Origin of the sequence: Corynebacterium dentalis, assembly GCF_900232865.1 — a bacterium.
GTDB classification, from domain to species: Bacteria; Actinomycetota; Actinomycetes; order Mycobacteriales; family Mycobacteriaceae; genus Corynebacterium; species Corynebacterium dentalis.
Genome location: NZ_OCTS01000006.1, coordinates 70,700 through 95,155, shown reverse-complemented (window position 1 = coordinate 95,155; position 24,456 = coordinate 70,700). Strand labels below are relative to the sequence as shown.

24 protein-coding genes are annotated in these 24,456 nt (G+C 61.8%); 18 read left to right on the top strand and 6 right to left on the bottom strand.

The features are described from left to right. Positions 1–3: 3 nt before the first annotated feature. From CS919_RS07770 to CS919_RS07755, 4 genes are all read right to left on the bottom strand, one after another. Positions 4–513, bottom strand: a complete 510-nt coding sequence (locus tag CS919_RS07770; protein ID WP_099298927.1) for a hypothetical protein — start codon at positions 511–513, stop codon at positions 4–6. 101 nt (positions 514–614) lie between these two features. After that, positions 615–1,364, bottom strand: coding sequence for a BRCT domain-containing protein (locus CS919_RS07765; RefSeq protein ID WP_099298926.1), 750 nt, complete (start codon positions 1,362–1,364; stop codon positions 615–617). Then, the gene (glgX, locus tag CS919_RS07760; protein WP_234990868.1) at positions 1,361–3,562 is read right to left on the bottom strand and encodes a glycogen debranching protein GlgX; all 2,202 of its coding nucleotides are present in this window, start codon (positions 3,560–3,562) and stop codon (positions 1,361–1,363) included. The genes CS919_RS07765 and glgX overlap by 4 nt, the downstream gene beginning before the upstream one ends. Before the next feature lie 29 nt (positions 3,563–3,591). Next, complete coding sequence (locus tag CS919_RS07755) at positions 3,592–4,137, bottom strand: TetR/AcrR family transcriptional regulator (protein WP_099299059.1); 546 nt, start codon at positions 4,135–4,137, stop codon at positions 3,592–3,594. A 24-nt stretch (positions 4,138–4,161) separates the two neighbouring features. Between CS919_RS07755 and CS919_RS07750 the strand changes: the two genes are divergently transcribed. Continuing rightward, on the top strand, positions 4,162–4,806 hold the full coding sequence (locus CS919_RS07750; protein ID WP_143341770.1) for a hypothetical protein: 645 nt from the start codon (positions 4,162–4,164) through the stop codon (positions 4,804–4,806). Positions 4,807–4,826: 20 nt separating this feature from the next. Continuing rightward, a complete protein-coding gene (locus tag CS919_RS07745) occupies positions 4,827–5,357 on the top strand; it encodes a hypothetical protein (RefSeq protein WP_099298923.1) in 531 nt (176 codons plus the stop codon). 18 nt (positions 5,358–5,375) lie between these two features. On the opposite strand, the gene CS919_RS07740 is transcribed toward CS919_RS07745, so the two are convergent. Beyond that, positions 5,376–7,208, bottom strand: coding sequence for a hypothetical protein (locus tag CS919_RS07740; RefSeq protein ID WP_099298922.1), 1,833 nt, complete (start codon positions 7,206–7,208; stop codon positions 5,376–5,378). 105 nt (positions 7,209–7,313) lie between these two features. On the opposite strand from CS919_RS07740, the gene hisD reads away from it, so the two are divergent. From hisD to pyk, 16 genes are all read left to right on the top strand, one after another. Further along, positions 7,314–8,615 (top strand): histidinol dehydrogenase, encoded by a 1,302-nt coding sequence (hisD, locus tag CS919_RS07735; protein WP_099298921.1) that lies wholly within the window; start codon positions 7,314–7,316, stop codon positions 8,613–8,615. Between the two features lie 21 nt (positions 8,616–8,636). Next, on the top strand, positions 8,637–9,746 hold the full coding sequence (locus tag CS919_RS07730; protein ID WP_099298920.1) for a histidinol-phosphate transaminase: 1,110 nt from the start codon (positions 8,637–8,639) through the stop codon (positions 9,744–9,746). Next, positions 9,743–10,369 carry an imidazoleglycerol-phosphate dehydratase HisB gene (gene hisB, locus CS919_RS07725; RefSeq protein ID WP_099298919.1) on the top strand — a complete coding sequence of 209 codons (627 nt, stop codon included), beginning with the start codon at positions 9,743–9,745 and terminating at the stop codon, positions 10,367–10,369. Before CS919_RS07730 ends, hisB begins: the two co-directional genes overlap by 4 nt. 6 nt (positions 10,370–10,375) lie before the next feature. Further along, positions 10,376–11,758 carry an MFS transporter gene (locus CS919_RS07720; protein WP_200818360.1) on the top strand — a complete coding sequence of 461 codons (1,383 nt, stop codon included), beginning with the start codon at positions 10,376–10,378 and terminating at the stop codon, positions 11,756–11,758. Positions 11,759–11,769: 11 nt separating this feature from the next. Continuing rightward, a complete protein-coding gene (hisH, locus tag CS919_RS07715) occupies positions 11,770–12,477 on the top strand; it encodes an imidazole glycerol phosphate synthase subunit HisH (protein ID WP_099298918.1) in 708 nt (235 codons plus the stop codon). 142 nt (positions 12,478–12,619) lie between these two features. Beyond that, complete coding sequence (gene priA, locus CS919_RS07710; protein ID WP_099298917.1) at positions 12,620–13,369, top strand: bifunctional 1-(5-phosphoribosyl)-5-((5-phosphoribosylamino)methylideneamino)imidazole-4-carboxamide isomerase/phosphoribosylanthranilate isomerase PriA; 750 nt, start codon at positions 12,620–12,622, stop codon at positions 13,367–13,369. A 2-nt stretch (positions 13,370–13,371) separates the two neighbouring features. Beyond that, entirely contained in the window at positions 13,372–14,328 is a 957-nt protein-coding gene (locus CS919_RS07705; RefSeq protein ID WP_099298916.1) for an inositol monophosphatase family protein, read from the top strand. Next, on the top strand, positions 14,325–15,092 hold the full coding sequence (gene hisF / locus CS919_RS07700; RefSeq protein WP_099298915.1) for an imidazole glycerol phosphate synthase subunit HisF: 768 nt from the start codon (positions 14,325–14,327) through the stop codon (positions 15,090–15,092). The genes CS919_RS07705 and hisF overlap by 4 nt, the downstream gene beginning before the upstream one ends. Further along, positions 15,089–15,448, top strand: coding sequence for a phosphoribosyl-AMP cyclohydrolase (gene hisI / locus CS919_RS07695; protein WP_099298914.1), 360 nt, complete (start codon positions 15,089–15,091; stop codon positions 15,446–15,448). The genes hisF and hisI overlap by 4 nt, the downstream gene beginning before the upstream one ends. Positions 15,449–15,478: 30 nt before the next feature. Beyond that, entirely contained in the window at positions 15,479–17,011 is a 1,533-nt protein-coding gene (locus tag CS919_RS07690) for an anthranilate synthase component I (RefSeq protein ID WP_099298913.1), read from the top strand. After that, positions 17,011–17,730, top strand: a complete 720-nt coding sequence (locus tag CS919_RS07685) for a TIGR02234 family membrane protein (protein ID WP_099298912.1) — start codon at positions 17,011–17,013, stop codon at positions 17,728–17,730. Before CS919_RS07690 ends, CS919_RS07685 begins: the two co-directional genes overlap by 1 nt. A 124-nt stretch (positions 17,731–17,854) precedes the next feature. After that, positions 17,855–18,676, top strand: a complete 822-nt coding sequence (gene trpC / locus CS919_RS07680) for an indole-3-glycerol phosphate synthase TrpC (RefSeq protein WP_099299057.1) — start codon at positions 17,855–17,857, stop codon at positions 18,674–18,676. An 83-nt stretch (positions 18,677–18,759) separates the two neighbouring features. Next, complete coding sequence (trpB, locus tag CS919_RS07675) at positions 18,760–20,031, top strand: tryptophan synthase subunit beta (RefSeq protein ID WP_099299056.1); 1,272 nt, start codon at positions 18,760–18,762, stop codon at positions 20,029–20,031. Beyond that, positions 20,031–20,819 carry a tryptophan synthase subunit alpha gene (gene trpA, locus CS919_RS07670; RefSeq protein ID WP_099298911.1) on the top strand — a complete coding sequence of 263 codons (789 nt, stop codon included), beginning with the start codon at positions 20,031–20,033 and terminating at the stop codon, positions 20,817–20,819. Before trpB ends, trpA begins: the two co-directional genes overlap by 1 nt. Before the next feature lie 3 nt (positions 20,820–20,822). Then, the gene (gene lgt / locus CS919_RS07665) at positions 20,823–21,692 is read left to right on the top strand and encodes a prolipoprotein diacylglyceryl transferase (protein ID WP_099298910.1); all 870 of its coding nucleotides are present in this window, start codon (positions 20,823–20,825) and stop codon (positions 21,690–21,692) included. Between the two features lie 21 nt (positions 21,693–21,713). Continuing rightward, on the top strand, positions 21,714–23,132 hold the full coding sequence (gene pyk / locus CS919_RS07660) for a pyruvate kinase (protein ID WP_099298909.1): 1,419 nt from the start codon (positions 21,714–21,716) through the stop codon (positions 23,130–23,132). Positions 23,133–23,169: 37 nt separating this feature from the next. Here the strand turns inward: pyk and CS919_RS07655 are convergent, their stop codons facing one another. Beyond that, the gene (locus tag CS919_RS07655; RefSeq protein ID WP_099298908.1) at positions 23,170–24,447 is read right to left on the bottom strand and encodes an amidohydrolase; all 1,278 of its coding nucleotides are present in this window, start codon (positions 24,445–24,447) and stop codon (positions 23,170–23,172) included. Positions 24,448–24,456: the final 9 nt, after the last annotated feature.

Genomic DNA, 24,456 nt, shown 5'->3' with positions numbered 1-24,456 from the left:
CTCCTACCTTAGGGGAAGAGACATGCAGTAGCCCGCGGACAAATCCAGTGGCCCAACCCATTCCGGCACCACATGAGCATCGCGCGCAGCACACGCACGCAACTGGCCGTCGCGATAATAGACCGCAGGTCGGCAGCCCAGAGCGATCTCTAGCGCCTCCAGGAGCACCGTGGCAATCTTCGGATGGGTCAGCAAGCACTCGGCGGGCAGCTCATCTGCTACTACCCGGATGGCGATCCACCGCATTGCCCCGCCCGGGATCAGCTCGTCCGTCCATCGATATTCGAGTGCCGTTCCGTGCAGGGACAGCAGCCTGCGTAGTTGCTGGAGAATCTCTTCCGCCCGCTGGTGCCACCGCGCGCTTGCTCGGCCCGGGCCTGCGGGAATGGACGCGCACAAGCCGCTACCTAGAGCCACCAGCTCAGTGCGCTGGGCGTCCGCGACGTGGGGACTACCCGAAGCAGCGGAACTCGAACGAAGCTGAGAGGCGGTTTCTGTGGTGAGAGTCAGCATGAGTTATCTGACTCCGCACCCATAAGAAACGTTCACCGCAGCGCGAGGCAGTAAGAACGAGCTACCACCGCGCGAAAAATGCCCCGGCAAACCCCAGAAAACTAGGCCTTACCCACGGCCTTCAGGAACTCGGCAAAGCTCAGGATCTTGATCTCCTGACCCTTATCCTGCAACTCCCGAGCCCGCTTTTCCTTGCTGGTCATCGAGGCCCATTCGCCCACCACCAGCATGGTGGTCTTCTTCGTCACGTTCTTGCCCACCGTTCCACCGGCCTCGGCAATCATGTCCCAGACCTCGCCCTTGTCGTACGGCTCCACGTCACCGGTGACGGTCACATTCTGCTCGAAGATGGGGTTATCGATGTCCGCGTCTGGGTTCGCCTCGGGAACCTCGTCCGGAGTCGCCACCTTTTCCCACGGTGCCGGGCGCCTAGCGCCACCAGATTCCTTCTCCTCAGCAGCCGCCTCCGTAGAGCCTCCGCTCAGCCACTCTTCAGCAGTGACCGACTCATCCTTCGCGTCCGTTTCAGCAGCAGGAATAGACACATCGTCCAAGGGATAGCCCGCCTGCAGATTGGTGAGCCGTTGATGCGCGGTCAGAAAATCCTCGAGGTGATTCGGGGAGTAGTTAATGCGCGTGCGGACCAGATCCTGCTGATCATCGCGGGAAAGAAGCTCAATCCATCCCGGAGATAACTGGTCCGGGGCCTGCAAGTACCAGCCGAGAAGCGCAGAGGGATCGATGTTGGCGTCGGGAAAAAGGGACGCTGCCACCGAGGAACGGGTGACGGTGACGGCCTCCTCGGTCACGGTGACCTCGGCGCCACGGGCGTGAAGGGTAGGAGTACTCATGGTTTCACCAACGTATCAAGAGGACGCTGTAGGATCACCACGCTGCGACCTCCCACCTTGAGGGAATCATTGGCGGAGAAGGTGCGGGTCTCCTCGGAAATGCCGTGCGGCAGACGAGTATCCAGCACCACGGTCCAAGAGCCTTCCTCGCCGGGATCCACGTGCATGACGCTATCGCGGGAAGGCATGCTGAACTCGATGGGCTCATTGTGTGCGTTGAAGCACAACAGGAAGGAATCATCTTCCACCTTGCGGCCCTGCTTGTCTGGCTCCTCGATCGCCATGCCGTTGAGATGCACCATCAGGGACTTCCCAAAGTGATGGGACCAATCTTCCTCGGTCATCAGGCGCGCCTCTGGGGTCAGCCAAGCAATATCTCGCTCGGCCACGTCCTCGCCCAGCGGACCACCGGCGAGGAAGCGACGGCGACGGAACACCGGGTGCTTCTTGCGCATCTTCAACACGTAGCGCGTGAAGGCAAGTAGGTCCTCATCCGCAGAATCCCAATCCATCCACGAGATCTCGTTGTCCTGGCAGTACACGTTGTTGTTACCGCCCTGGGTACGGCCGATCTCATCACCATGGGCCAACATGGGCGTGCCTTGGCTCAGGATCAGCGTGGTCAGAAAGTTGCGGCGCTGCTGCTGGCGCAGCTCGAGGATGTCCTGGTTATCGGTCGGCCCCTCTTCGCCGCAGTTCCACGACCGGTTGTGGCTCTCGCCGTCCCGGTTGTCCTCGCCATTGGCCACGTTGTGCTTTTCGTTGTAGCTCACCAAGTCATTGAGAGTGAAGCCATCGTGCGCAGTGACGAAGTTGATCGACGCCGTGGGTCGGCGCCCGTTGCTGGCGTACAAGTCCGAGGAACCCGTGAGGCGCGACGCAAACTCACCCAATGTCGCCGGTTCGCCCCGCCAAAAGTCGCGGACAGTATCGCGGTACTTGCCGTTCCACTCTTTCCACAACGTGGGGAAGTTGCCCACTTGGTAGCCGCCTTCACCTACATCCCACGGCTCGGCGATCAAGCGCACCTGGCTGACAATTGGGTCTTGCTGTACCAAGTCGAAGAACGCGGACAGGCGATCCACGTCGTGGAACTCGCGAGCCAGCGTAGAGGCGAGGTCAAAGCGGAACCCGTCAACGTGCATCTCCGTGACCCAGTAGCGCAGGGAATCCATGATAAGCTGCAGAGTTTGCGGGTGGCGCACATTCAGGGAGTTACCGGTGCCGGTGTAGTCCATGTAGTGCGCGCGATCGTCTTCCATCAGGCGGTAGTACGCCGAGTTGTCGATCCCGCGGAAGTTGTAGGTCGGGCCCATATGGTTGCCCTCGGCGGTGTGGTTGTAGACCACGTCGAGGATCACTTCCAGTCCCGCATCGTGGAAGTTATGCACCATCTGCTTGAACTCAGCCACAGCGCCCTCGGCGGAGTTCGATGCTGCGTAATCCCGGTGCGGGGCAAAAAATCCCAGGGTGTTGTAGCCCCAATAGTTGCGTAGCCCGAGCTCGCGGAGGCGATCATCGTGGACGAACTGGTGCACGGGCATCAGCTCCACGGCCGTGACTCCAAGATTCTTTAGATAGTCCACGGTCGCGTGGTGGCCTAGGCCGGCGTACGTTCCGCGCAGGTGCTCCGGGACGCCGGGCAGGGTGGCAGTCATGCCCTTGACGTGGAGCTCGTAGATCACGGTCTCATGATCTTCGATGTGTGGGCGACGGTCGTTGGACCAGTCGAAGTAGGGATTGATCACCACAGAACGCATGGCGTGTGCTGCGGAATCCTGGTGATTGCGCTCTGCTGGGCTGAGGATGTCGTAGTTGAACAGGGACGCATCGCCGTCAAATGCGCCGTCGAAGGACTTGCCATAGGGATCCATGACCAGCTTGGAAGGGTCGCAACGGTGGCCGTTTTCCGGATCCCACGGGCCGTGGATGCGGTAGCCATAGCGCTGTCCAGGGACGATTCCCGGGAGATAGCAGTGCCAAATGTGCGCATCCACCTCATCGAGCTGCACCCGGGTTTCCATCCCGCGGTAGTCAAACAGGCACAGCTCCACCTTTTCGGCGACTTCGGAGAAGATGGCGAAGTTGGTGCCGTTTCCATCGAAGGTTGCACCGAGGGGATATGCATCGCCCGGCCACACTAGTAATGGCGCTCCGGGGGCGCGCAAGCCACTCTTATCAGCCAAGCCAAAAGACATGCTGACCATCCTAGCCCCGCGCCAGACACCTAGCCGGGCAGTAGGGGTGCGAGGATCACTTCCACGTTGCGGCGAACGTGGTGCGCATCGGCTGATGCCTGGGCAGCGTCCGCATCGCCGAGAGCGCTGGCTACAGCCTGCTGCGCCTGGACGTCCATGGCCGCGCCCAAGACGTAATGAAAGGCGATTTCCCCTAAGGAACCAGCAGTTTCCCGTACATCGGCACGCAAGTCTCGGTCCGTGGTTCCGGAAGCCAAAGCAGCCAAAGTAATTTCCGCGCCATCGCGCAGGCTCGTCATCGCCGAATAAATTGCCACGCAGTAGTTAACGATCCGGGTCCACTCATCACGCGATTGCAGACGCGCGCCGGGTGTGGTCTGCGGTGGCTGAACACACTCGAGTAGCTGATTTGCTATAGCTCCCAATAGTTCCTGTTTACTGGGGAAATGCCAATACAGAGCACCGGGAGCGACATCCAGCGAGCGCGCTAATCGGCGCATGGTCAGATCAGCTAAGCCGTATTCGGCGAGGATCTGCGTGGCATGAGCCAGGATGGTGGAAGGGTTGAGCTGCACGGATTTCAGGGTAGTCTGCTTTGCATGACACATCGCAAGACCCTTCTGGCTGCCGTAATGGCGGTTCCGCTTTTCCTCGCCGCTTGTGGCTCAGACGAGGAAGGCTCCTCGGACGCCTCCAGCACTTCCGCATCCAGCGAGGCAACGCAGTCGAAAGACAGCTCCGAAACTGCAGCATCGGGAGAGTCCTCTGCTACTCCGTCCAGCTCAGAGGGGCAAGATCCCGCCAAGGATCCCCAAGATCCGGCACGAGGCGAACAGTCTGACCAATCCCAAGAGGGCTCGCCCGCTCCAGCCAACGGTGAAGGTCAGGCTCCGGTTCCTGCAGCCGCCGGCACCGGCTCCGAGGAAGACCGCCAGGCCATCACCAACTTGGTTTACGGCATGGACGATGGCGGGGATAACGTCGGCGCATTCCTGACCTACACGGTGGATCATTCCTGCAGTGCGTACAAGGAGCGCTACGGTGGCGACGAAACTCTGCGCCAGCAAGCGGACGAGGCCAGGAACTTGACCTTCACCCAGATCGGCAGCCCCAAGCCCACCGTCACCGGTGTGGACAACGTCCAGGTCAACGGCGATTCAGCGTCCGCAGACGTGTCTTCAGACACCAGCACGGAGAACCTCAAGTTTGTCCGCGAGGGTGGAAGCTGGATGTTCTGCAACTAGGCAAAGCGCACACCAAACACATGAGTAGTGGTTTCTTGTTCGGCCGTCGGGCCGTCCCTCGGGGCGTTTCCGATGGCTTGCTTGTTTTTGTAGTCACCACGGTGATCTTCACCATCGCCGGCGCCGTGTGGGGATGGCTGTATCCCACCTCGCAGTTCTTGGTGACCCCGAACCGCGGATTGGAAGAAGTCCCGGGTACCGCCGATTCTGGCTTCCGCGCCTTCCTGATTTTCGCTGCGGTGACGTGCGTGCTGGGTCTGCTGACAGCCGTGTGGGCATTCCGGTTTCTGTGGCGGGGAATCGGCCAGCTGATCTGGGTGGCCGCCTGCGTGGCGTTTGGGACGTGGTGGTTCGTCTTTATCGGCGAGCAGGTGCTTGACTGGCTCGCTCCGGTGTACGACGCAAACTCGACGCACGCCGGGGATATCATCAAAATCTCGCACGCCATTTCACCGTGGCCGGGAATCATGCTGGCCCCAGCCGTGGCGATGATGACCTATTGGATCGGGGCTGTGACCTCGACCGATGCAGATTTTGAGCGTGCCCGCTAGCTAGCTGGGAGCTAGTCCCTAGTCCTCTTTGCGGAAATCCAGGATGTATCGGTAGTGCTCGATGAGTTCCTGGATGACCGGATCGAAGTCCGCATCTGTGTCATCCATCCACTGCTGCAAGTCGGGGAGGGCAGCGGTGGCCTTGGTGATGGAAGCGTCTGCATCCATCGTGAGACCGATAGCCAACTGAGCACCTGCCATCGTCAACCAGGCCATACATTCCTTGATGGGGTCTGCAGCTAGGTGGAAGTTTTCCGCAGCCAGGCGTGACTGTTCCACTACGTCGTCTTCGCTGACCACGATGTGCGCCATGGTTAGATGCCATTCGCCGAGGTTCCACCGTGCGTCAGATTCCGGCAACGCCAGGGTGGCGTCCCCCGCGGGATCTTCTCTAAGCAGCTCGCGAGCTTCGTTCATCATGGTCAGAGCATCGGGGTAGTCCACGTCGCCGGACATGGCGATGGATTGCAGCACCTGGGAGGCATTGATGTTCTGTCCGGCCTGTCGGTACAACTCGGCGCGGCGGGACTGAATCTTCCGTACCTCTTCCTCTAAGCCCAGCTCCAGCCCTGCGAAGGTGGCGATGGTGTAGCAGGCGATGGTCCGGTCTAGGTTCGGGGAAAACTCGGACCACTCGGCGACCGCGCGAGAGTTCTCCCACGCTTCGTGGTGCAGGCCAGACATGAATGCGGCCTGCGCCAGCATCGCGCGCATGTCCAACATCGCGGGGCATACGGGGATGCCGTCCGTGGCTTTGACCATGCGGGAGGCCAGCTCCCACGCATCGCCTTCTCGTCCCAAGGTGGACATGGTGCGGCACGCCAGTTCGGCTCGTTCCATGGCCATGACTGGGGCTTCGATCTCTATCGCGATGTCTGCGCACTGACCCCAATGGTTGGCGATTCTGCGGTCATTGTCCGCCGTGACGGACAGAGTCAGGTCGTCGAATTCATCAGAGCTGGCATCGATTCCGCCCAGATCTTGCGGAGCATTGAGATTATCCAGCATCGCGAAGTGCCCCAGCATGTAGTGTGCCTCGAAGTGGGAGACGGGCTGGTGTGGCAACTCCAAGACCGCCTCGGCGGAGGCGCGGGCCTCGTCTAGGCGGCCTTCGGCCCAGTGTTCTTGAGCAAACCACAAAAGCTCGTCTGCACGCTGCGCGGGGTTGCGCCCGAAGCGACGGACAACCGAGGCGAAGAACTGCGCCAATTTATCCTCGGAGATCTCAGGAACGGAAGACTCAGGCGAATCACCGTCCGCCTGTTCACCGGCAGAGCCGAGGAAATAGTCACTCGAGGGCACCCCAGCCAGCGCCCCGATGTCCCCGCGCTCGCGGGCTGCCTTGAGGCTGGTGGCCACGGTGTGCGCGGTGGTGGCAGAGGCGGTCAACATGCCGGCCTGCCGCTTGCTCACGTTCTTCCACGACATCTCTGGGTTTTCAGACAACGTGAGGGAATCGGCATCCGGCCGCCACAAACGCATGCGCTCGGCCAGATCCGCCAGCAGGGAGGCGGCCGAAGGCAGCGGATACACCGAATGCTCGGACTGGTTGAGCGATTGATAGGCCAAGTGGGAGCCTGCAATCAGCCCTGCTTCGTTGTCGTTGCCTTCGCGCGCCCAGTGCAGCAGGTTGCGCAGGGCGCTAATGGCCTCGTCTTCCAAGCCCATCCAGTCCGCCGCCGCAGCCCGCACCGCGTAGAAGTCTCCTCGCTGTTTGGTGGGGATGTCTGCCTCGTCGACCAGCCAGAAGTGCTGCGCGTAATCATTGATGAGCTTCCAACTACGCCGAGTGTCCCCAGAGGCGGATGCCGACGCTGACTCGGAGAGCAAAGAGGTGATGGTTTGTGCCATTGTCTCGTGCCACCTGCCTTTCCTGTCTGTCTCCACCGCTGGGTAAGATCGCTATGAAGCCTAGAAGTCCACGTTAGTGGAAACGCCCACAGGAGGATGTCACCGATGCTTGCCCGGATTGATCTCAGAGGTCAGACCCCCACCACATCCGAGCTGCGACATGTCCTGCCCAGGGGCGGCACGGACATTGAGTCGGTTTTGCCCACGGTCTCGCCCATCGTGGAGGACGTTCGTACCCGCGGTAGCCAGGCAGCGTTGGAGTACGGCGCGAAGTTCGATGGCGTAACCCCTGAGTCCGTTCGGGTTCCGGAACGCGTTATTTCCGACGCCCTGCTCACCCTCGATTCCGATGTTCGCGCAGCTTTGGAGGAATCCATCCGCCGCGTGCGCGCGTTCCATTCCACTCAGGTGCCAGAAGACTACACGGTGGAGATCGCTCCCGGGGGACTGGTGACGGAACGTTGGGTACCGATCGAGCGCGTGGGTTTGTATGTCCCGGGTGGCAAAGCGGTATATCCATCGTCGGTGATCATGAATGTGGTTCCAGCGCAGGAGGCTGGCGTCGGCACCTTGGTGATTGCCTCCCCACCACAGGAACAAGGATGGCCACATCCCACCATCCTGGCGGCCTGCGCACTGCTGGGCGTGGAAGAAGTGTGGGCGGTCGGCGGTGCTCAGGCCGTGGCGCTGATGGCCTATGGCTGCGACGAGCAGAGCTTGGATCCAGTGGATCTAGTGACCGGGCCGGGCAACATCTTCGTGACTGCGGCAAAGCGCCTGGTGCGTTCCGTGGTGGGCATCGATTCCGAGGCTGGACCTACGGAGATCGCCATCATTGCCGATGATTCAGCGGATGCCGTGGAAGTGGCTTATGACTTGATCAGCCAGGCGGAACACGATCCGATGGCTGCCTCTGTGCTGATAACCACATCAGAGCAGCTGGCAGATGAGGTAGATCGTGAGGTTGCGGAGCGTTACTCCGTGACGCTGAACGCGGACCGCGTGCAGGAAGCGTTGGAAGGCCAGCAGAGTGGCATCGTTGTGGTGGATTCCATTAAGGCTGCCATCGCTGCGGCCAACGCGTATGCCGCGGAACACCTGGAGATCCACACCGAAGGTGCGGAACAGGTTGCGCAGCGAATCGTAAATGCCGGCGCGATCTTCATCGGCCGGTACAGCCCAGTACCGCTTGGCGATTACTCCGCGGGTTCCAACCACGTCCTGCCTACGTCCGGCTCGGCTCGCCACAGCTCCGGACTGTCCACGCACACCTTCATGAAGTCCATCCACGTGGTGAACTACAGCAAGGATGCCCTCTGCGATGTGTCGCAGACCGTGATTGCGCTGGCCGACGCAGAACGCCTGCCCGCCCACGGTGAAGCCATCGCCGCACGATTCAACAACTAGACAATCCACGGGAGCACATTCATGGCACAGTTGTCCGATCTTCCCCTGCGCGAGGAACTGCGTGGCCAGTCCGCCTACGGCGCCCCGCAGCTCAAGGTGGCCAACCAGCTCAACACCAACGAAAACCCCTACGCGCCCAGCCAGGCGATCATCGACGAGATCGCAGAAAAGGTTCGGGAGCTGGGCGAGGAACTCAACCGTTACCCAGACCGCGATGCCACAGGCCTGCGCACGGAATTGGCGCGCTACATCTCCCAGCAGACGGGAGTGGACGTAGACGCGAACAACGTGTGGGCGGCCAACGGTTCCAACGAGGTGCTGCAGCAGCTATTGCAGGCCTTCGGTGGCCCCGGTCGCTCCGCTCTGGGCTTTACCCCCAGCTACTCCATGCACCCCATCCTGTCCGCGGGCACCCAAACGGAATTCATCGCCGTGCCTCGGCCGGAGTCCGAAGGCTTCGCTATCGACATGGATGCAGCGCTGGCAGCCATCGAACAACACCAACCAGACATCATCTTTGTCACCACGCCCAACAACCCCACCGGAAACGTCACCTCGTTGGAGGACATCCGGCGGATCCTCGATGCCGCGCCGGGCATCGTGATCGTGGATGAGGCCTACGCGGAGTTCTCTGATGAGCCTTCCGCGCTGACGTTGATCTCCGAATACCCGACCTCGCTGGTGGTTTCCCGCACCATGAGCAAGGCCTTCGACTTCGCCGGAGGCCGCCTGGGCTACTTCGTGGCAGATCCCGCATTCATTGAAGCCGTGATGCTGGTGCGCCTGCCATACCACCTGTCCACACTGTCCCAAGCTGCAGCCACCGCAGCCCTGCACCACAGTCAGGACACGCTGGCCACCGTGGAAAAGCTCCGCGAGGAGCGCGACCGCGTGGTGGCGCGCCTGCGCGAGCTGGGATTCACCACCATCAATTCCCACTCCAACTTCGTATTCTTCGGCAGGTTCGCGGACTCGCACACCACCTGGCAGGAGTTTTTGGATCGAGACGTTCTCATCAGAGACGTTGGCGTACCCGGATGGCTGCGCGTCACTATTGGCCTACCGCAGGAAAACGATGCATTCTTGGAGGCAGCACAAGCATTGGCGTCGAAAGAAAAGAAGAACTCATGAGCCAGCAACCAGAAGGAAACGCGAGCCAGCGCACTGGACGCGTGAGCCGCACCACCCGCGAATCCGAGATCACCGTGGAGATCAACCTCGACGGCACCGGACGCACGGAGATTTCCACTGGCCTGCCGTTCTTTGACCACATGCTGACCGCCTTCGGCGCTCACGGTTCCTTTGACCTGAAGGTTCAAGCCAAAGGCGATGTGGAGATCGACGCACACCACACCGTGGAGGACACGGGCATCGTGCTGGGGCAAGCGCTGGGTGAGGCGCTGGGTTCCAAGGAAGGCATCCGTCGTTTCGGCGATTCCTTCATCCCCATGGACGAGACGCTGGCACACGCAGCAGTGGATGTCTCCGGTCGCCCGTACTACGTGGGCACCGGTGAGCCAGACGCACTGTTGCACACCATCATCGGCGGGCACTACGCCACCGTGATCAACCAGCACTTCTTCGAAACACTGGCGCTCAACGCCCGCATCGCGTTGCACGTGCGCTGCATCTACGGACGCGATCCGCACCACATCACCGAAGCGGAATTCAAGGCCGTGGCCCGGGCACTGCGGGAAGCCACGGAAAATGACCCTCGCGTATCCGGCATTCCATCAACCAAGGGAGCTCTCTAAAACGACATGGCAATCAGCAGGCAACCAGCGCTATCCCCGGAGGAACTCGACCAGCTAGAGACTGTGTGGAAGGCTCCGGGCCTGGTGGCCACGCTGATTTCCGTGTTCTGTGCTTTCGGCGGATGGTCGTTGCTGCTGCCCGTGATCCCGCTGGCAGTGATCCAGCAGGGCGGATCCGATTCGCTGGCGGGTCTATCCACTGGCGTATTCATGGGGGCCACCGTGATCACGCAGGCGTTTACGCCGTGGTTAATCAAGCGGGTTGGTTTTCCCGCGGTGATGGCATTTGCCGGGCTGATGCTCGGCCTGCCCGCGCTGTTTTATGTGGTGGATATGTCCGCGGTTCCACTGCTGGTGGTGGCGGTGATCCGCGGTATTGGGTTCGGCGCCGTGACCGTGGCGGAAGCCGCATTGATCGCGGAGTTGGTGCCGCCGCGCATGATGGGCAATTCCTCCGCTGCGCTGGGCGTGTCCGTGGGGCTATCGCAGCTGCTGAGCTTCCCGCTGGGTCTGTGGCTACTCAACGCGCACGGCGAGGCCGTGGTGTTCGTCACCGCGGCGGTCTATGCCTCGGTGGGAGCCGCGGCGGCGTATTGGATCCCGTATCGTTCCCGTGCTCAGCTGCAACAAGCGCGCCGTTCGCAGGCCGCACCTTCTATTTCCGACGCCACCTCCGACCAGATCATCCATGGTCCCCAAGCGCATCCGCCACAGGCCGCTACGTGGAAACTCGCCGCCGTTCCGGGGCTGGCAATTGGCGCCATCGCCACTGGATTTGCGGCATTCAGCACCTTCCTTGCGCCCGCCGTGGAAGAGGTGGATGTCTCCGTCGCCGCGTTGGTCTCGGCAGCGGGTCTGTCCGTCTTGGGCGGACTGCAGATGCTGGGTCGCGTGCTGGCCGGGCGTGTCGCCTCCCGCAGCGGTCAGGCTGGGCGATTGGCTGCGACCGGCCTGGGCTTTGGCATCGCCGGACTGCTGACCGGGGGCGCAGTGATCACCTTTGCCGACGGGGGACTGGTGCTGGTCATCGGCGCATTCGCTGCCGCAGGGCTGTTCGGCTTAGGCTTCGGCATCGTCCAAAACGAGGCCTTGCTGATGCTGTTTGAACGCCTGCCGCGAGAAAAGACAACGCTGGCCAGCGCCCTGTGGAACATGACCTTCGATTCCGGTACCGGCATCGGCGCAGTGGTGCTGGGCATGGTGGCGGGCGTGCTCGCGTACTACCAAACCTTTTGGATCGCTGCGTGCATTGTGGCCGTGGCACTGTTGGCCGTCATTACCGACGGCATCATCGGGCGCAGGCGTCAGTGGGAACACAACAACATGGCTCATCAACTCCGCGCAGTCCGGCAGAGGGTCCGCGCACCGCGCATGGACCGCGAACACTAGGATGACAACTTATGGGATTGCAACCTACGAACGAATCATCTGAACAGTCTTCCGCGCCACGCACCGAGTCTCCTACCGTTGCGCTGCTGGATTACGGCAGCGGCAACGTCCGCTCCGCACAGCGCGCACTGGAACGCGCCGGCGCGGAAGTCACAGTCACCGCGGATCCTGAGACCGTGCTGGCTGCAGACGGATTGCTCGTCCCGGGAGTGGGAGCCTTCGCCGCGTGCATGGAGGGACTCAAAGAGGTCAAGGGAGACCGGATGATAGGGGAACGGCTCGCCGGAGGCCGTCCTGTGTTGGGAATCTGTGTGGGGATGCAGATTTTGTTTGAGTATGGCGTCGAATTTTCAGACGGAGAGGGCGCCAAGCCAGCAGAAGGCACCGGAGAATGGCCGGGCACCGTGCAACATCTGGATGCCGACGTGCTGCCGCACATGGGGTGGAACACGGTTGACGTGGCGGAAGGATCCGCGTTGTTCGCAGGAGCCGCGGCGGACGAACGCTACTACTTTGTCCACTCCTATGGCGTGACGGACTGGGAATTGATCACCGACGGGCGCACCGTAGCGCCGCTGGTCCACTGGGCAGAACACGGCCGTTCCCGGTTCGTCGCCGCCGTGGAAAACGGCCCGCTGTGGGCCACGCAGTTCCACCCGGAGAAGTCAGGAGACGCCGGTGCGTTGTTGTTGCGCAATTGGGTCGATACTCTGCGTTAAGTTCTGTCTTGGCCGTGCGTTAGACTTTGTTGAGCTGGGTCACAACGTATGGCCCATCACGCCGGTTTAGCGCCGCGCGCGATTTAACTCAATACTTATTCCAGTTTTCCGTTTTGTCGAGTCACTAAGGATTCCTTCAGTCATGACTTCTGCCGCCCAACCGCTCGTTTTGCTTCCCGCAGTCGATGTCGCCGATGGGCAGGCCGTGCGCCTCGTCCAGGGCGAAGCTGGCACGGAGACCAACTATGGTGCTCCCATCGACGCGGCCCTGGCCTGGCAAAACGCTGGCGCAGAGTGGGTCCACCTAGTGGACCTGGATGCGGCCTTCGGGCGCGGAAGCAACTTCAAAATCTTGCGTGACGTGGTGGGGCAGCTGGACGTAGACGTGGAGCTCTCCGGTGGTATCCGCGACGACGAATCCCTGGAACGCGCACTGTCCACCGGCTGCCGCCGCGTGAATATCGGCACCGCCGCTCTGGAAGATCCCGAGTGGTGTGAGTCCGTGATCAAGCGCTACGGAGACAAGGTGGCCATCGGCCTGGATACACGCCAGGTGGACGGCGAATGGCGCCTGCGTGGACGCGGTTGGACCTCCGATGGTGGCGAGCTTTGGGAGGTTCTGGAGCGCCTGGATTCCCAGGGCGTATCCCGTTTGGTCGTCACCGATGTCAGCCGCGATGGCATGCTCAACGGTCCGAACATCGAGCTGCTCCGCGAAGTCGCCGCAGCTACCTCTGCGCCCGTGGTGGCCTCGGGTGGAATTTCTTCGCTGGACGATATCCGTGCGCTGGCAAAGGTTGTGGGCGAGGGCGTGGATTCCGCCATCGTGGGTAAGGCCCTGTACGCAGGTAAGTTCACTTTGGAAGAAGCTCTGGAGGCAGCGCGACCATGAGCATGGACAACAGCGACCAGCTAGATACGCGCACGCTGCTGGCTATCGCCGAAGCTGCCGTGGATGAAGCCGAATCTACCTTTTCCGCAGCTGTGGGTGCGGAGCCAGAGATCATCAAGTCTCCCGGAGACTTCGCCACCGAGGCGGATCTCTCTGTGGAGCGCCAGCTGCGCACGCTACTGAGCCAATACACCGGCCTGCCCGTGCACGGCGAGGAATTCGGCACGGTTCTTCCCGGTGAGATCCCTGGCGAAATGCCACAGGAGCGCTACCCGAACCAAGACAAGGCCGATGGCATCGACGGTCCCCGCGCGAACACCGTGCAGGAAGACATCGAGCCAGAGACCTACTGGGTGGTCGATCCCATTGATGGCACCGCCAACTACGCGGTAGGCAATCCCTTTGCCTGCATCCTGTTGGCACTGGTCCACAAAGGCGAGACACAACTGTCTGTCACGGAGATGCCGCTGCTAGGACGCCGTATTTCTGCCCGTCGGGGGCACGGATTGCTGGTGGACGGCATGCCTGCCCGCCCGTTGCCACCGTCAGATCCCGGTGTGACGCAGATCAGCTTCGGCTCCATCCTCTCGCAGCGCCGCGGCAACCTGCCCATCAGCTACCGCCAGGACATGCTCAACGAAATCGGCAAGTCCTACCCACGCATGCGTGTGACGGGTTCCGTGGGCATCGACTTGGCCTTCACCGCCGCCGGAGTGTTCGGCGGCACCGTGACTTTCAGCCCGAACCTGTGGGACAACGCCGCGGGCATCCTTGCCGTGCAGGAAAACGGGGGAGTGGCCACCGACTTCGCTGGAAACCCGTGGCGCCCAGGCGTCTCCGGTTTGGTCGCCGGTGAGCCAGAGGTGCACGCCACTTTGCTGCAGCACATTCAGGCCGTTCCCATCGGCACTGCCGCACGCACCGCTCAAGAAATCCGCGACCGAGGAGGCATCAATTGAGCGTCACCACTCGAGTCATCCCGTGCCTGGACGTCAAAGAAGGACGGGTAGTCAAGGGCGTAAACTTCCAGGGACTCCGCGATGCCGGTGACCCCGTAGAACTCGCGGCTCGGTATGACGCTGAAGGTGCAGATGAGCTGACCTTTTTGGATGTGTCGGCGTCGAAAGAAGGACGCGGCACCATCCTGGAGGTCGTGCGACGCACCGCCGACCAAATCTTCATCCCACTGACCGTGGGCGGCGGCGTGCGCAGCGCCGATGACGTGGACGCCCTGCTGCGCGCAGGCGCGGACAAAGTCTCCGTGAACTCCTCTGCCATCGCGCGGCCGGAGCTGCTGCGCGAGCTGTCCGAGCGCTTCGGCGCGCAGTGCATCGTTTTGTCCGTTGACGCTCGGCGCTTGCCCGAAGGCGAGCCTGGTGCTTACGAGGTGACCACGCACGGTGGCACCAAGGGCACGGGAATCGACGCTATCGAATGGGCTCGCCGCGGCGAAGAGCTGGGCGTGGGGGAGATCCTGCTGAACTCTATGGATGCGGATGGCACCAAAGAGGGATTCGACATCGAGATGCTCGAAGCCGTACGCGCGGCCGTGAACATCCCCGTCATCGCCTCCGGTGGTGCAGGCAAGGCCAGCGACTTCGCACCGGCCGTCGCCGCTGGCGCCGATGCTGTATTGGCTGCCTCCATCTTCCACTTCGGCCAGGTCACTATCCCCGAGGTCAAGCAGGCCATGGCGGACGAAGGCATCGAGGTGCGCTTGTGAGCAGCACCAATCCCGCGGAATATGAGCTGGATCCAGACATCGCATCCCGCTTGAAGACCAACGCAGACGGGCTCGTGCCAGCCATCGTCCAAGACGCGGATACCAACGACGTGCTGATGATGGCGTGGATGAATGATCACGCCCTGGCTCACACGCTGGCTACCAAGAAGGGCACCTATTGGTCCCGCTCCCGGCAGGAGTACTGGATCAAGGGCGAGACCTCCGGACACACTCAGGAAGTCACCTCGGTCCGGCTGGACTGCGATGCGGACACGATCCTGGTGCACGTCAACCAGGTAGGTGCCGCCTGCCACACTGGCACGCGCACCTGTTTCGACGCAGACCGGATTCTCTAGCGCCTGTGTAGTTGGTGCACAATGGAACCCATGTCTGAAGCTTTCATGACCTCCCGCGAGACATTCCGCGCTCTGGCGACCAACCACCGCGTAGTGCCCGTTGTCCGCAAAGTTCTGGCAGATGGCCAGACCGCACTGAGCGCCTACCGCAAGCTGGCCGAAGGGCGCCCCGGCACCTTCTTGCTGGAATCCGCCGCGCAAGGACAATCGTGGGATCGCTGGTCGTACATCGGCACAGGCGCACGCTGTGCCCTGACCGCTAAGGATTCGGCAGCGCGCTGGATTGGTGAGCCTCCCGTGGACATGCCAGACAACGTGGACCCACTGGATGCCATCCGGGAGACTCTCAGCGCTCTGCACACTGCACCCATCGAGGGGCTGCCTCCGCTGACCAGCGGCCTAGTCGGCTTCATGAGCTTTGACATGATCCGCTACATCGAGGAACTGCCGGATACCTGCGACAACGATCTCGACGTGCCGGACATGCTCCAGTTGCTGGTAGACGGCATGGCCGCCGTGGACCACCACGAGGGCGCGATCTGGCTCATCTCGACCGTGGTCAACTGGGATAACTCAGATGCCCGAGTCGACGAAGCCTACAACGAAGCAGTAGGCAAGATCGATGAAATGGTGGAGAGACTCAACTCGGGCGACACTGGTGGCGTCGACACATTTTCCACCCCGGAACCACAGGTCCGTCGGCAGAGGACCATGGACGATCACCTCTCCCGCATCGAGGAAGTCAAGGAACACGTCCGCGCCGGCGATGCCTTCCAAGTGGTACTCTCGCAGCGCTTCGAAATGGACACCTCCGCGGCACCTCTGGACATCTACCGCATGCTGCGCGTGGCCAACCCCAGTCCGTACATGTTCCTGCTAAACGTTCCCACCGAGGATTTCACCGATACTGCGTTCCACGTGATCGGCTCGTCTCCGGAATCGTTGGTACAGGTCAAGTCTGGAGAGGTGACCACGTTCCCCATCGCCGGGTCACGTCCTCGCGGAGCGTCTTACGAGGAAGACGTGCAGTTCGAAAAGGAATTGAGCAACGACGAGAAAGAAAACTCCGAGCACCTCATGCTGGTGGACTTGGGACGCAACGACATCGGCCGAGTATGCACTCCAGGAACCGTGGAAGTCCACGACTTCCGTCACGTGGAGCGCTACAGCGCGATCATGCACTTGGTCTCAGGAGTTAGCGGAAAGTTGGAGGAGGGCAAGACTGCTGTGGACGCCTTCGCCGCTACGTTCCCCGCGGGAACGCTTTCTGGCGCGCCGAAGCCGAGTGCTCTGAGCATCATTGACCGCCTCGAGGACACGCGGCGTGGCGTGTACGGCGGAACTGTCGGCTACTTCGACTTCTCCGGCAACACAGACCAAGCCATTGCGATTCGTACGGGCGTGTACAAGGACGGCACGGTGTACGTGCAGGCCGGAGGCGGAATCGTCGCAGATTCCGATCCGGTTGCTGAGGACGAAGAAACACGAAACAAGGCAGCAGCGGTGTTGCGCGCAGTGGCGGCCGCAGAGACGATGCGCTCCGCAGAAACGGAGCTGAGCTAATGGCCGGGCAAACCAGCGTTGCCAAGCGCAACCGCAGCATGGCACTGATCTTGGTGGTTCTTTCCGCCGCCGGGCTGTGGGGTGCTGGCCGCATGAAGTACGTCACCGCGCAGATTTTCGACGACAAGACCGGCGAATTCTCCCGCAGCTTGGTGGGATCCGTCTGGGATCCCGCGGCCACTCCGCTGGCGCTGGCCATGCTGGCTTGTTTGATTTTGAGCTTGGCTATGCAGCCGCTGATCCGTCGTATTTTGGGTGTGCTGGTGGTGCTGCTGGCTGGAACTGCGAGCTTCCGCTCGGTCAGCCTGCTGACCACGGACGTTGATCTGATGCGCGTGCGCGACCTGCTGGTTTCCGGTGTGGCGACGCAGCGACAGAACGCCCCGGAGACTATTTCCGACTGGGCGCAGGTGGCCTCGGCGGAAGTACACACTGCACCTGTGCTGCTGGCGATCGTTGCCGCTGCGCTGGGTGTCATCGGTGGCGTGATCCTGGCCATGCAGCCGGGTGAGCGCACGGAAGCCAACTCTCGCTACGTCACCCCGGAGGTCCGCCGCGAGCACGTGCACGAGGATCTCGCAGACAACCCGGATTCCAGCCGCGTGCTGTGGGATGCGCTGGATGCCGGTGTGGACCCTACCGAGGCAGACGAGGCTGACGAAGCAGAGCGCAACGATGCGAACCGTGAGGCGAAGAACAGGCCCAAGGGCGACGGCTAGACCAAGGGCTGATTTTAAACCTCGGAAGTAGACCGATACCCTTAGGTTCACTAGCTGTGTGAACCTGCAGCGTGCAGAGGCCAGACTTCGCACCACGGAGCTGCTCAACAGATTGGAACAGTTCATGACCTCACCAACCCCTAGCGTTCTTGATCAAATCATCGCGGGTGTGCTGGAAGACCAGGCTGTCCGTGAAGCCCAGATTCCGTACAAGGAGATTAAGGCACAGTCCAACGACGCGCCACCAGCCATCGATGCTTATGCCGCGCTGGCCAACAAGTGCGTGTCTGTCATCGCTGAGGTCAAGCGTGCCAGCCCCTCCAAGGGCGATCTGGCTGACATTCCCGAGCCAGAAGTGCTGGCCGCTGCCTACGAGGAAGCTGGGGCATCGGTCATCAGTTGTTTGACAGAGCAGCGCCGGTTCAAGGGGTCTCTGGCTGATTTTGATGCTGTTCGACGCAACGTCGAAATCCCTCTGCTGCGTAAGGATTTCATGGTGAATCCGTACCAGATTCACGAGGCCCGAGCCCACGGCGCGGATGTCATCCTGCTGATCGTGGCGGCCTTGGATCAGCGTCGGTTGGAAAGCCTGCTGGATCGCACGGAATCATTGGGCATGACCGCCTTGGTGGAGGTTCACACCGAGGAAGAAGCCGAGCGGGCCGTGCAGGCCGGCGCCAAGGTGATTGGGGTGAATGCTCGCAACCTGAAGACCCTGGAAGTGGACAACGGCGTATTTTCCCGCATTGCCCCGGGGCTCCCCAACGACGTCATCAAGATTGCTGAATCCGGCGTGCAGAACAAGCACGATCTTCTGGCCTACGCAGGAGCAGGCGCTGATGCCATCTTGATCGGCGAGGGCCTGGTGACTGCCGAGGATCCGGGTAAGAAGTGCCACGAGCTGGTTGTGGCTGGCCAGCACCCGTCCTGCCCGAAGAAGTGCTAGCCCCGAGGTTCTGGATAAGCCGAGCGTGAGCGCTGTCCCGGGTGGCAGGTAAAGTAGGGCGGGTGAATAGCGAGGACAAAATCATGCACGCTAAGCGTTCCGATGCGCAGGGTGGCGCTCTGCCTACCGCGGGAGAAATTCTTGCCACTGCCACGCACCACGAGCCCGATACGCGGGGACACTGGGGCGATTACGGCGGGCGCTATATTCCAGAAGCCCTGATGGCCGTGATCGATGAGATCACCGATGCCTGGGGCAAAGCGAAGGCGGATCCCGCCTACCTGCGTGAGCTCGATGAACTGCACCGCACGTACTCCGGCCGCCCCTCACCGCTGTACCACGCAGAGCGCTTCTCTCAGCGAGTCGGCGCGGACGTATGGCTCAAGCGAGAGGATCTCAACCACACCGGTTCCCACAAGATCAACAATGTGTTGGGCCAAGTTCTGCTGGCTAAGCGCATGGGCAAGACTCAGGTCATTGCGGAAACCGGAGCCGGCCAGCACGGCGTGGCCACCGCTACCGCCTGTGCCCTGATGGGCATCGAGTGCAAGGTTTACATGGGTGAGGTGGACGCACTGCGACAGGCACTCAACATCGCCCGCATGCGCCTGCTGGGTGCCACGGTGGAAGTGGTCACCATCGGCTCCCGCACCCTTAAGGACGCGATCAACGAGGCCATGCGCTTTTGGGTTTCCAATTCTGATGACACCTACTACTGCTTCGGTACCGCCGCCGGTCCGCACCCCTTCCCACAGATGGTGCGCGATTTGCAGCGGGTAATCGGAGTTGAGGCCCGCCAGCAGTTCCAAGCGGAAACTGGTCAGCTTCCAGATGCCGTGGTGGCATGTGTCGGCGGCGGTTCTAACGCCATCGGTCTATTCCACGCGTTCATCGAAGATGAAGGCGTGAAGATCATTGGCGCTGAGGCTGCCGGCGACGGAGTAGAGACCGGCCGCCACGCAGCCCCCATCAACGTGGGTCGCAAGGGAGTCTTCCAAGGCTCCTACGCGGACCTGATGCAAAACGAAGACGGCCAGATCGTGGAGTCCCACTCCATCTCTGCAGGCTTGGATTACCCTGGCGTCGGACCAGAACACTCCGCACTACACGAAGCCGGACGCGCAGAATACCTGCCGGTCACGGACACGGAGGCCATGGACGCATTCAAGGCGCTGTGCGAAACCGAAGGAATCATCCCCGCGATCGAATCCGCACACGGCGTGGCAGCGGCCATCAAGGTGGCAGAGTGCGAACCAGGTGCACGCATCATCATCAACTTGTCCGGTCGTGGCGATAAGGACGTGGATTCCGCGGCCAAGTGGTTCGGGATGAAGCTCAAGGAGGATCAGAACTAATGGCACGGTCGCAGAGTTCACGATTGGCCAAGGTGTTTACGGATGCCAAGGCAGAAGGCCGCGCAGCCTTCGTGGGATACCTGCCCGCAGGATTCCCCACCCTCAGCGAATCCATCGAGCTGGTGGAAACGCTAGCCCAGCACGCGGACCTCATCGAGGTGGGCATCCCGTTCACCGACCCGATGATGGACGGCCCGACCATCCAGCACGCCGCAGACGTGGCGCTGGAAAATGGCTTCCGAGTCAAAGACACCATCGAAGTGGTGCGCAAGATCACCGAGGCTGGTGGCAACGCCGTGATCATGACCTACTGGAACCCCGTGCTGCAGTACGGGCCGGAGAAGATGGCAGAGGAGCTGGCGGCAGCTGGCGGTTTGGGAAGTATCATCCCTGACTTACTTCCAGAAGAGGCCGAGCGCTGGGCTAAGGCCTGCGAGGCCAACGACCTGGATCCGGTCTATCTCGTGGCGCCGTCGACGACTCCGCAGCGGCTGGAATCCACCGTCAACGCGGGCGGTGGTTTCATCTACGCGGCCTCCCACATGGGAGTCACTGGCGCGCAGGAATCCGTGGCCTCGTCCGCGGAAGAGCTCGTGGCTCGCACTCGCGAAGTTACCGACCTGCCCGTGGCCGTGGGGCTGGGAGTGCGCAGCGGCGAGCAGGCGGCTTCCATCGCCGAATACGCCGATGGAGTGATCGTGGGCTCCGCGCTGATCGAGGCCGCCGAAGACGGTCGCTTGGCCGAGCTGGCAGAAGAGTTGGCCGCGGGAGTGCGAGGGAACGTCTAACCCATGGACCAGATGATTCTTGCCAACATCCCATCGCCACCGCAGGGCGTGTGGCATGTGGGTCCCATCCCGCTGCGCGCCTACGCGCTGTGCATCCTCACTGGCGTGGTGGTGGCCTACTTCTGGTCCCGGGCGCGCTACGCCAAGCGGGGCGGAGACCCAGAAGTCGTAGTGGATGCGCTGCTGGTTGCGGTGCCCGCGGGCATCATCGGTGGCCGCCTGTACCACGTCATCACGGACTGGCACCGGTACTTCGGGCCCGGCAAAAACCCCATGGATGTTTTCAAGATCACCAACGGTGGCCTGGGCATTTGGGGAGCAATCATTCTGGGCACCCTGGCCGTATGGTTGCTATTCAAGATAAAGAAGGTCCCGCTGGCTCCTTTTGCGGATGCCGTGGCGCCCACGATCATTCTGGCGCAGGCTATTGGCCGCCTCGGAAACTGGTTTAACCAGGAACTCTACGGCGGACCATCGGATTCTCCATGGGCCTTGGAGATCTACCGCAGGGTGACGGAAGCTGGCGTTGAATCACCCATCAACGGGCGTTCCACGGGCGAGGTCATCGCCGTGGTGCAACCCACCTTCCTCTACGAAATTCTGTGGAACCTGCTGATCTGCGTGCTGCTGGTGTGGGCGGATAGGCGCTTCAAGCTCAGCCATGGTCGAGTCTTCGCGCTCTACGTGGCGGGCTACACACTGGGGCGCTTCTTCATCGAGATGCTGCGTACCGATCCCGCCACGATGATCTTCGGCGAAGTGCGCATCAACGTGGTGGTCTCCGCGGTGGTATTCGCCGCGGCCGTGGCGGTATTTGTGGCGATCACCCGCAAGGTGCGCCGAGACCCCGACACTGGTCTGAAGACTCAATAGCCCTGCTGTATCCTCAATGGGGTGAACAGAAGAACCAAGATCGTGTGCACCCTGGGGCCCGCAGTGGCCTCGCAAGACAATATTTTGGGACTTGTGGAATCCGGAATGGATGTCGCTCGCCTCAACTTCTCACACGGCGATCACGCCGATCACGAGCAGAACTACAAGTGGGTTCGTGAGGCCTCCGACAAGACCGGACACGCAGTAGGCATCCTCGCCGACCTGCAGGGCCCGAAGATTCGCCTCGGCCGTTTCACCGAAGGCGCCACTGTCTGGGCCACCGGCGAGACCGTCCGCATTACCGTCGACGACGTGCACGGAACCCACGACCGCGTGTCCACCACCTACAAGGGCCTTGCCCGCGACGCGCGACCCGGCGACCGCCTCCTGGTGGACGACGGCAAGGTCGCCCTGGTCTGTAAGGAAGTAGACGGCAACGACGTGGTCTGCGAGGTCACCGAAGGTGGCCCCGTGTCCAACAACAAGGGCGTATCTCTCCCGGGCATGAACATCTCCGTTCCCGCCCTCAGCGAGAAGGACAAGACGGACCTGCGCTTCGCCCTGCGTCTGGGCGTGGACTTCATCGCGCTGTCCTTCGTGCGTTCCCCAGCGGATGTGGAGTTGGTCCACGAGATCATGGACGAGGTTGGCCGCCGCGTTCCCGTGATCGCCAAGCTGGAGAAGCCGGAAGCCGTGGATGCGTTGGAGCCGGTAATTCTCGCGTTCGACGCCGTGATGGTGGCACGCGGTGACCTCGGCGTGGAGGTTCCACTGGAGGATGTTCCACTGGTGCAGAAGCGGGCCATCCAGATTGCTCGTGAGAACGCCAAGCCGGTGATCGTGGCCACCCAGATGCTAGATTCCATGATTGAGAATTCTCGCCCCACCCGTGCAGAAGCATCGGACGTGGCCAACGCTGTGCTGGACGGAGCGGATGCCGTGATGCTCTCCGGTGAGACATCCGTGGGCAAGCACCCAATCAACACGGTGCAGACCATGGCTCGCATCGTCACGGCAGCGGAGATCGATGGCGACGTTCCGCCGCTGAGCCACCGCCCGCGCACCCGTCGTGGTGTGATCTCTTATGCAGCCAAGGACATCGGCGAGCGCTTGAACGCGCGCGCTTTGGTGGCATTCACTTCCACCGGCGATACGGCCAAGCGCGTGGCACGCTTGCGCTCGCGGTTGCCGCTGCTGGTGTTCACGCCGTCGCAGGCCGTGCGTTCTCAGCTGGCACTGACCTGGGGTGCGGAGACTTTCCTCGTGGGGGACGTGTCCAGCACTGACAAGATGATTCGCTCCTTGGACGAAGCTCTGCTGTCCATGGATGAGTACAACTATGACGACATGATGGTCGTGGTGGCCGGATCCCCTCCAGGAATCGCCGGCAACACCAACATGATTCAGGTGCACTTGCTGGGCCAAGAGCACAGCAAGTAGTTCCGGAATCTGTTCCGATGTGGCGCTAACTTTTTAGTTAGCGCCACATGTATGTCAGCACAGCCGCAACGGCGGCCGTGGTGGCAGCTTCCACAGTTCCGCGGGCGGGGGCGAACTGGGGGCTGTGATTGCCAGGTACGTCGGTTCCATCGGCCCAGACCTGTGGGTCTGTCGCACCGACAGTCCAGAACAGATAGGGCACGTTGAAGTGCCGAGGGATCTCCGAGAAGTCCTCCGAGGCCGTCCACCGGTCTGCGTCGATGGACGCATCGCCGAACGTGGCATCGAACACGGGACGCACAGCCTCGAAGACAGACGGGGAATTGTCCGTCAGCTCGCCATGAGCGGAGAACTCGATGACGGGATCCTTGGTGCATCCGGAGGCGATGCACTCGCCCTTGATCACACGCTCGATCGCGGCATATGTCTTGTCCCGCACGGAGGTGTCGTAGAAACGGCAGTTCAGCACCAGGGTGGCGGTCTCCGGAATGGTGTTGTTGGTGTGACCCGAGCTCAACGTTCCCACGGTAATCACCGCGAAGTCCTCTGGGGAGACTTCGCGGCCCACGATGCCCTGTAAACGCACCACGATCATCGCCGCCAGGTACGTGGGATCCAGCGATTCGTGCGGCTGAGAACCGTGCGCAGACTTGCCGTGCAGCGTGACGGTGATGGTATCGCAGGCAGCAAGTACCGGCCCGGGAGCAGTCATCACGGTGCCCGCCTTGCCCGGAACAATGTGTTGGCCTAGGCACAGATCTGGGGTGGGGATGACTTCGCTGAGCCCATCCTCGATCATCATGCCCGCGCCGCGGGTAACTTCCTCGGCCGGCTGGAACAGCGCGATGAACGTTCCCTGCCACTTATCGCGGCTCTCGTCCATGACGGCGCACAGCCCCATCAGTGCGCTGGTGTGTGCATCGTGGCCGCAGGCGTGCATCACACCCTCATTTTCCGAGACCCACTCCAGGCCCGTATCCTCCGTCACCGGTAGAGCATCGAAATCCGCCCGCATCAAGATGGTGGAGGACTCGCCACTGGCAGGGGGATTGCTAAACACCGCAACCACGCCGTGGCCGCCCACCCCAGTGGTGACCTCGCAGTCGAAATCCTCCAGCTTTTCCGCGATGAAGGCCGCAGTCTTCTCCTCGTGCAAAGACAGCTCGGGATGCTTGTGCATCCACCGATAGAACTCCTGCTGCCAGCTCAGATCCGCGCTGTGGTCAGAAGCGAACGCGGCTATGGCGCTGGCGTCGGAAGAAAAAGACAGGGAGGAAGGGGACGACGAGGGGGCATCGGTGATGGAGTCAGACATGCCTCCATC

Bases quoted from the DNA above. Each gene is read 5' to 3' on its own strand.
- CS919_RS07655 (WP_099298908.1), bottom strand. From the start codon at position 24,447: ATGTCTGACTCCATCACCGATGCCCCCTCGTCGTCCCCTTCCTCCCTG.
- CS919_RS07685 (WP_099298912.1), top strand. From the start codon at position 17,011: ATGGCCGGGCAAACCAGCGTTGCCAAGCGCAACCGCAGCATGGCACTG.
- hisD (WP_099298921.1), top strand. From the start codon at position 7,314: ATGCTTGCCCGGATTGATCTCAGAGGTCAGACCCCCACCACATCCGAG.
- CS919_RS07765 (WP_099298926.1), bottom strand. From the start codon at position 1,364: ATGAGTACTCCTACCCTTCACGCCCGTGGCGCCGAGGTCACCGTGACC.
- CS919_RS07740 (WP_099298922.1), bottom strand. From the start codon at position 7,208: ATGGCACAAACCATCACCTCTTTGCTCTCCGAGTCAGCGTCGGCATCC.
- lgt (WP_099298910.1), top strand. From the start codon at position 20,823: ATGGACCAGATGATTCTTGCCAACATCCCATCGCCACCGCAGGGCGTG.
- hisH (WP_099298918.1), top strand. From the start codon at position 11,770: ATGGGATTGCAACCTACGAACGAATCATCTGAACAGTCTTCCGCGCCA.
- CS919_RS07730 (WP_099298920.1), top strand. From the start codon at position 8,637: ATGGCACAGTTGTCCGATCTTCCCCTGCGCGAGGAACTGCGTGGCCAG.
- CS919_RS07720 (WP_200818360.1), top strand. From the start codon at position 10,376: ATGGCAATCAGCAGGCAACCAGCGCTATCCCCGGAGGAACTCGACCAG.
- trpA (WP_099298911.1), top strand. From the start codon at position 20,031: ATGGCACGGTCGCAGAGTTCACGATTGGCCAAGGTGTTTACGGATGCC.
- glgX (WP_234990868.1), bottom strand. From the start codon at position 3,562: ATGTCTTTTGGCTTGGCTGATAAGAGTGGCTTGCGCGCCCCCGGAGCG.
- CS919_RS07745 (WP_099298923.1), top strand. From the start codon at position 4,827: ATGAGTAGTGGTTTCTTGTTCGGCCGTCGGGCCGTCCCTCGGGGCGTT.
- trpC (WP_099299057.1), top strand. From the start codon at position 17,855: ATGACCTCACCAACCCCTAGCGTTCTTGATCAAATCATCGCGGGTGTG.
- CS919_RS07705 (WP_099298916.1), top strand. From the start codon at position 13,372: ATGGACAACAGCGACCAGCTAGATACGCGCACGCTGCTGGCTATCGCC.
- CS919_RS07770 (WP_099298927.1), bottom strand. From the start codon at position 513: ATGCTGACTCTCACCACAGAAACCGCCTCTCAGCTTCGTTCGAGTTCC.
- hisB (WP_099298919.1), top strand. From the start codon at position 9,743: ATGAGCCAGCAACCAGAAGGAAACGCGAGCCAGCGCACTGGACGCGTG.
- trpB (WP_099299056.1), top strand. From the start codon at position 18,760: ATGCACGCTAAGCGTTCCGATGCGCAGGGTGGCGCTCTGCCTACCGCG.
- CS919_RS07750 (WP_143341770.1), top strand. From the start codon at position 4,162: ATGACACATCGCAAGACCCTTCTGGCTGCCGTAATGGCGGTTCCGCTT.
- priA (WP_099298917.1), top strand. From the start codon at position 12,620: ATGACTTCTGCCGCCCAACCGCTCGTTTTGCTTCCCGCAGTCGATGTC.
- CS919_RS07690 (WP_099298913.1), top strand. From the start codon at position 15,479: ATGTCTGAAGCTTTCATGACCTCCCGCGAGACATTCCGCGCTCTGGCG.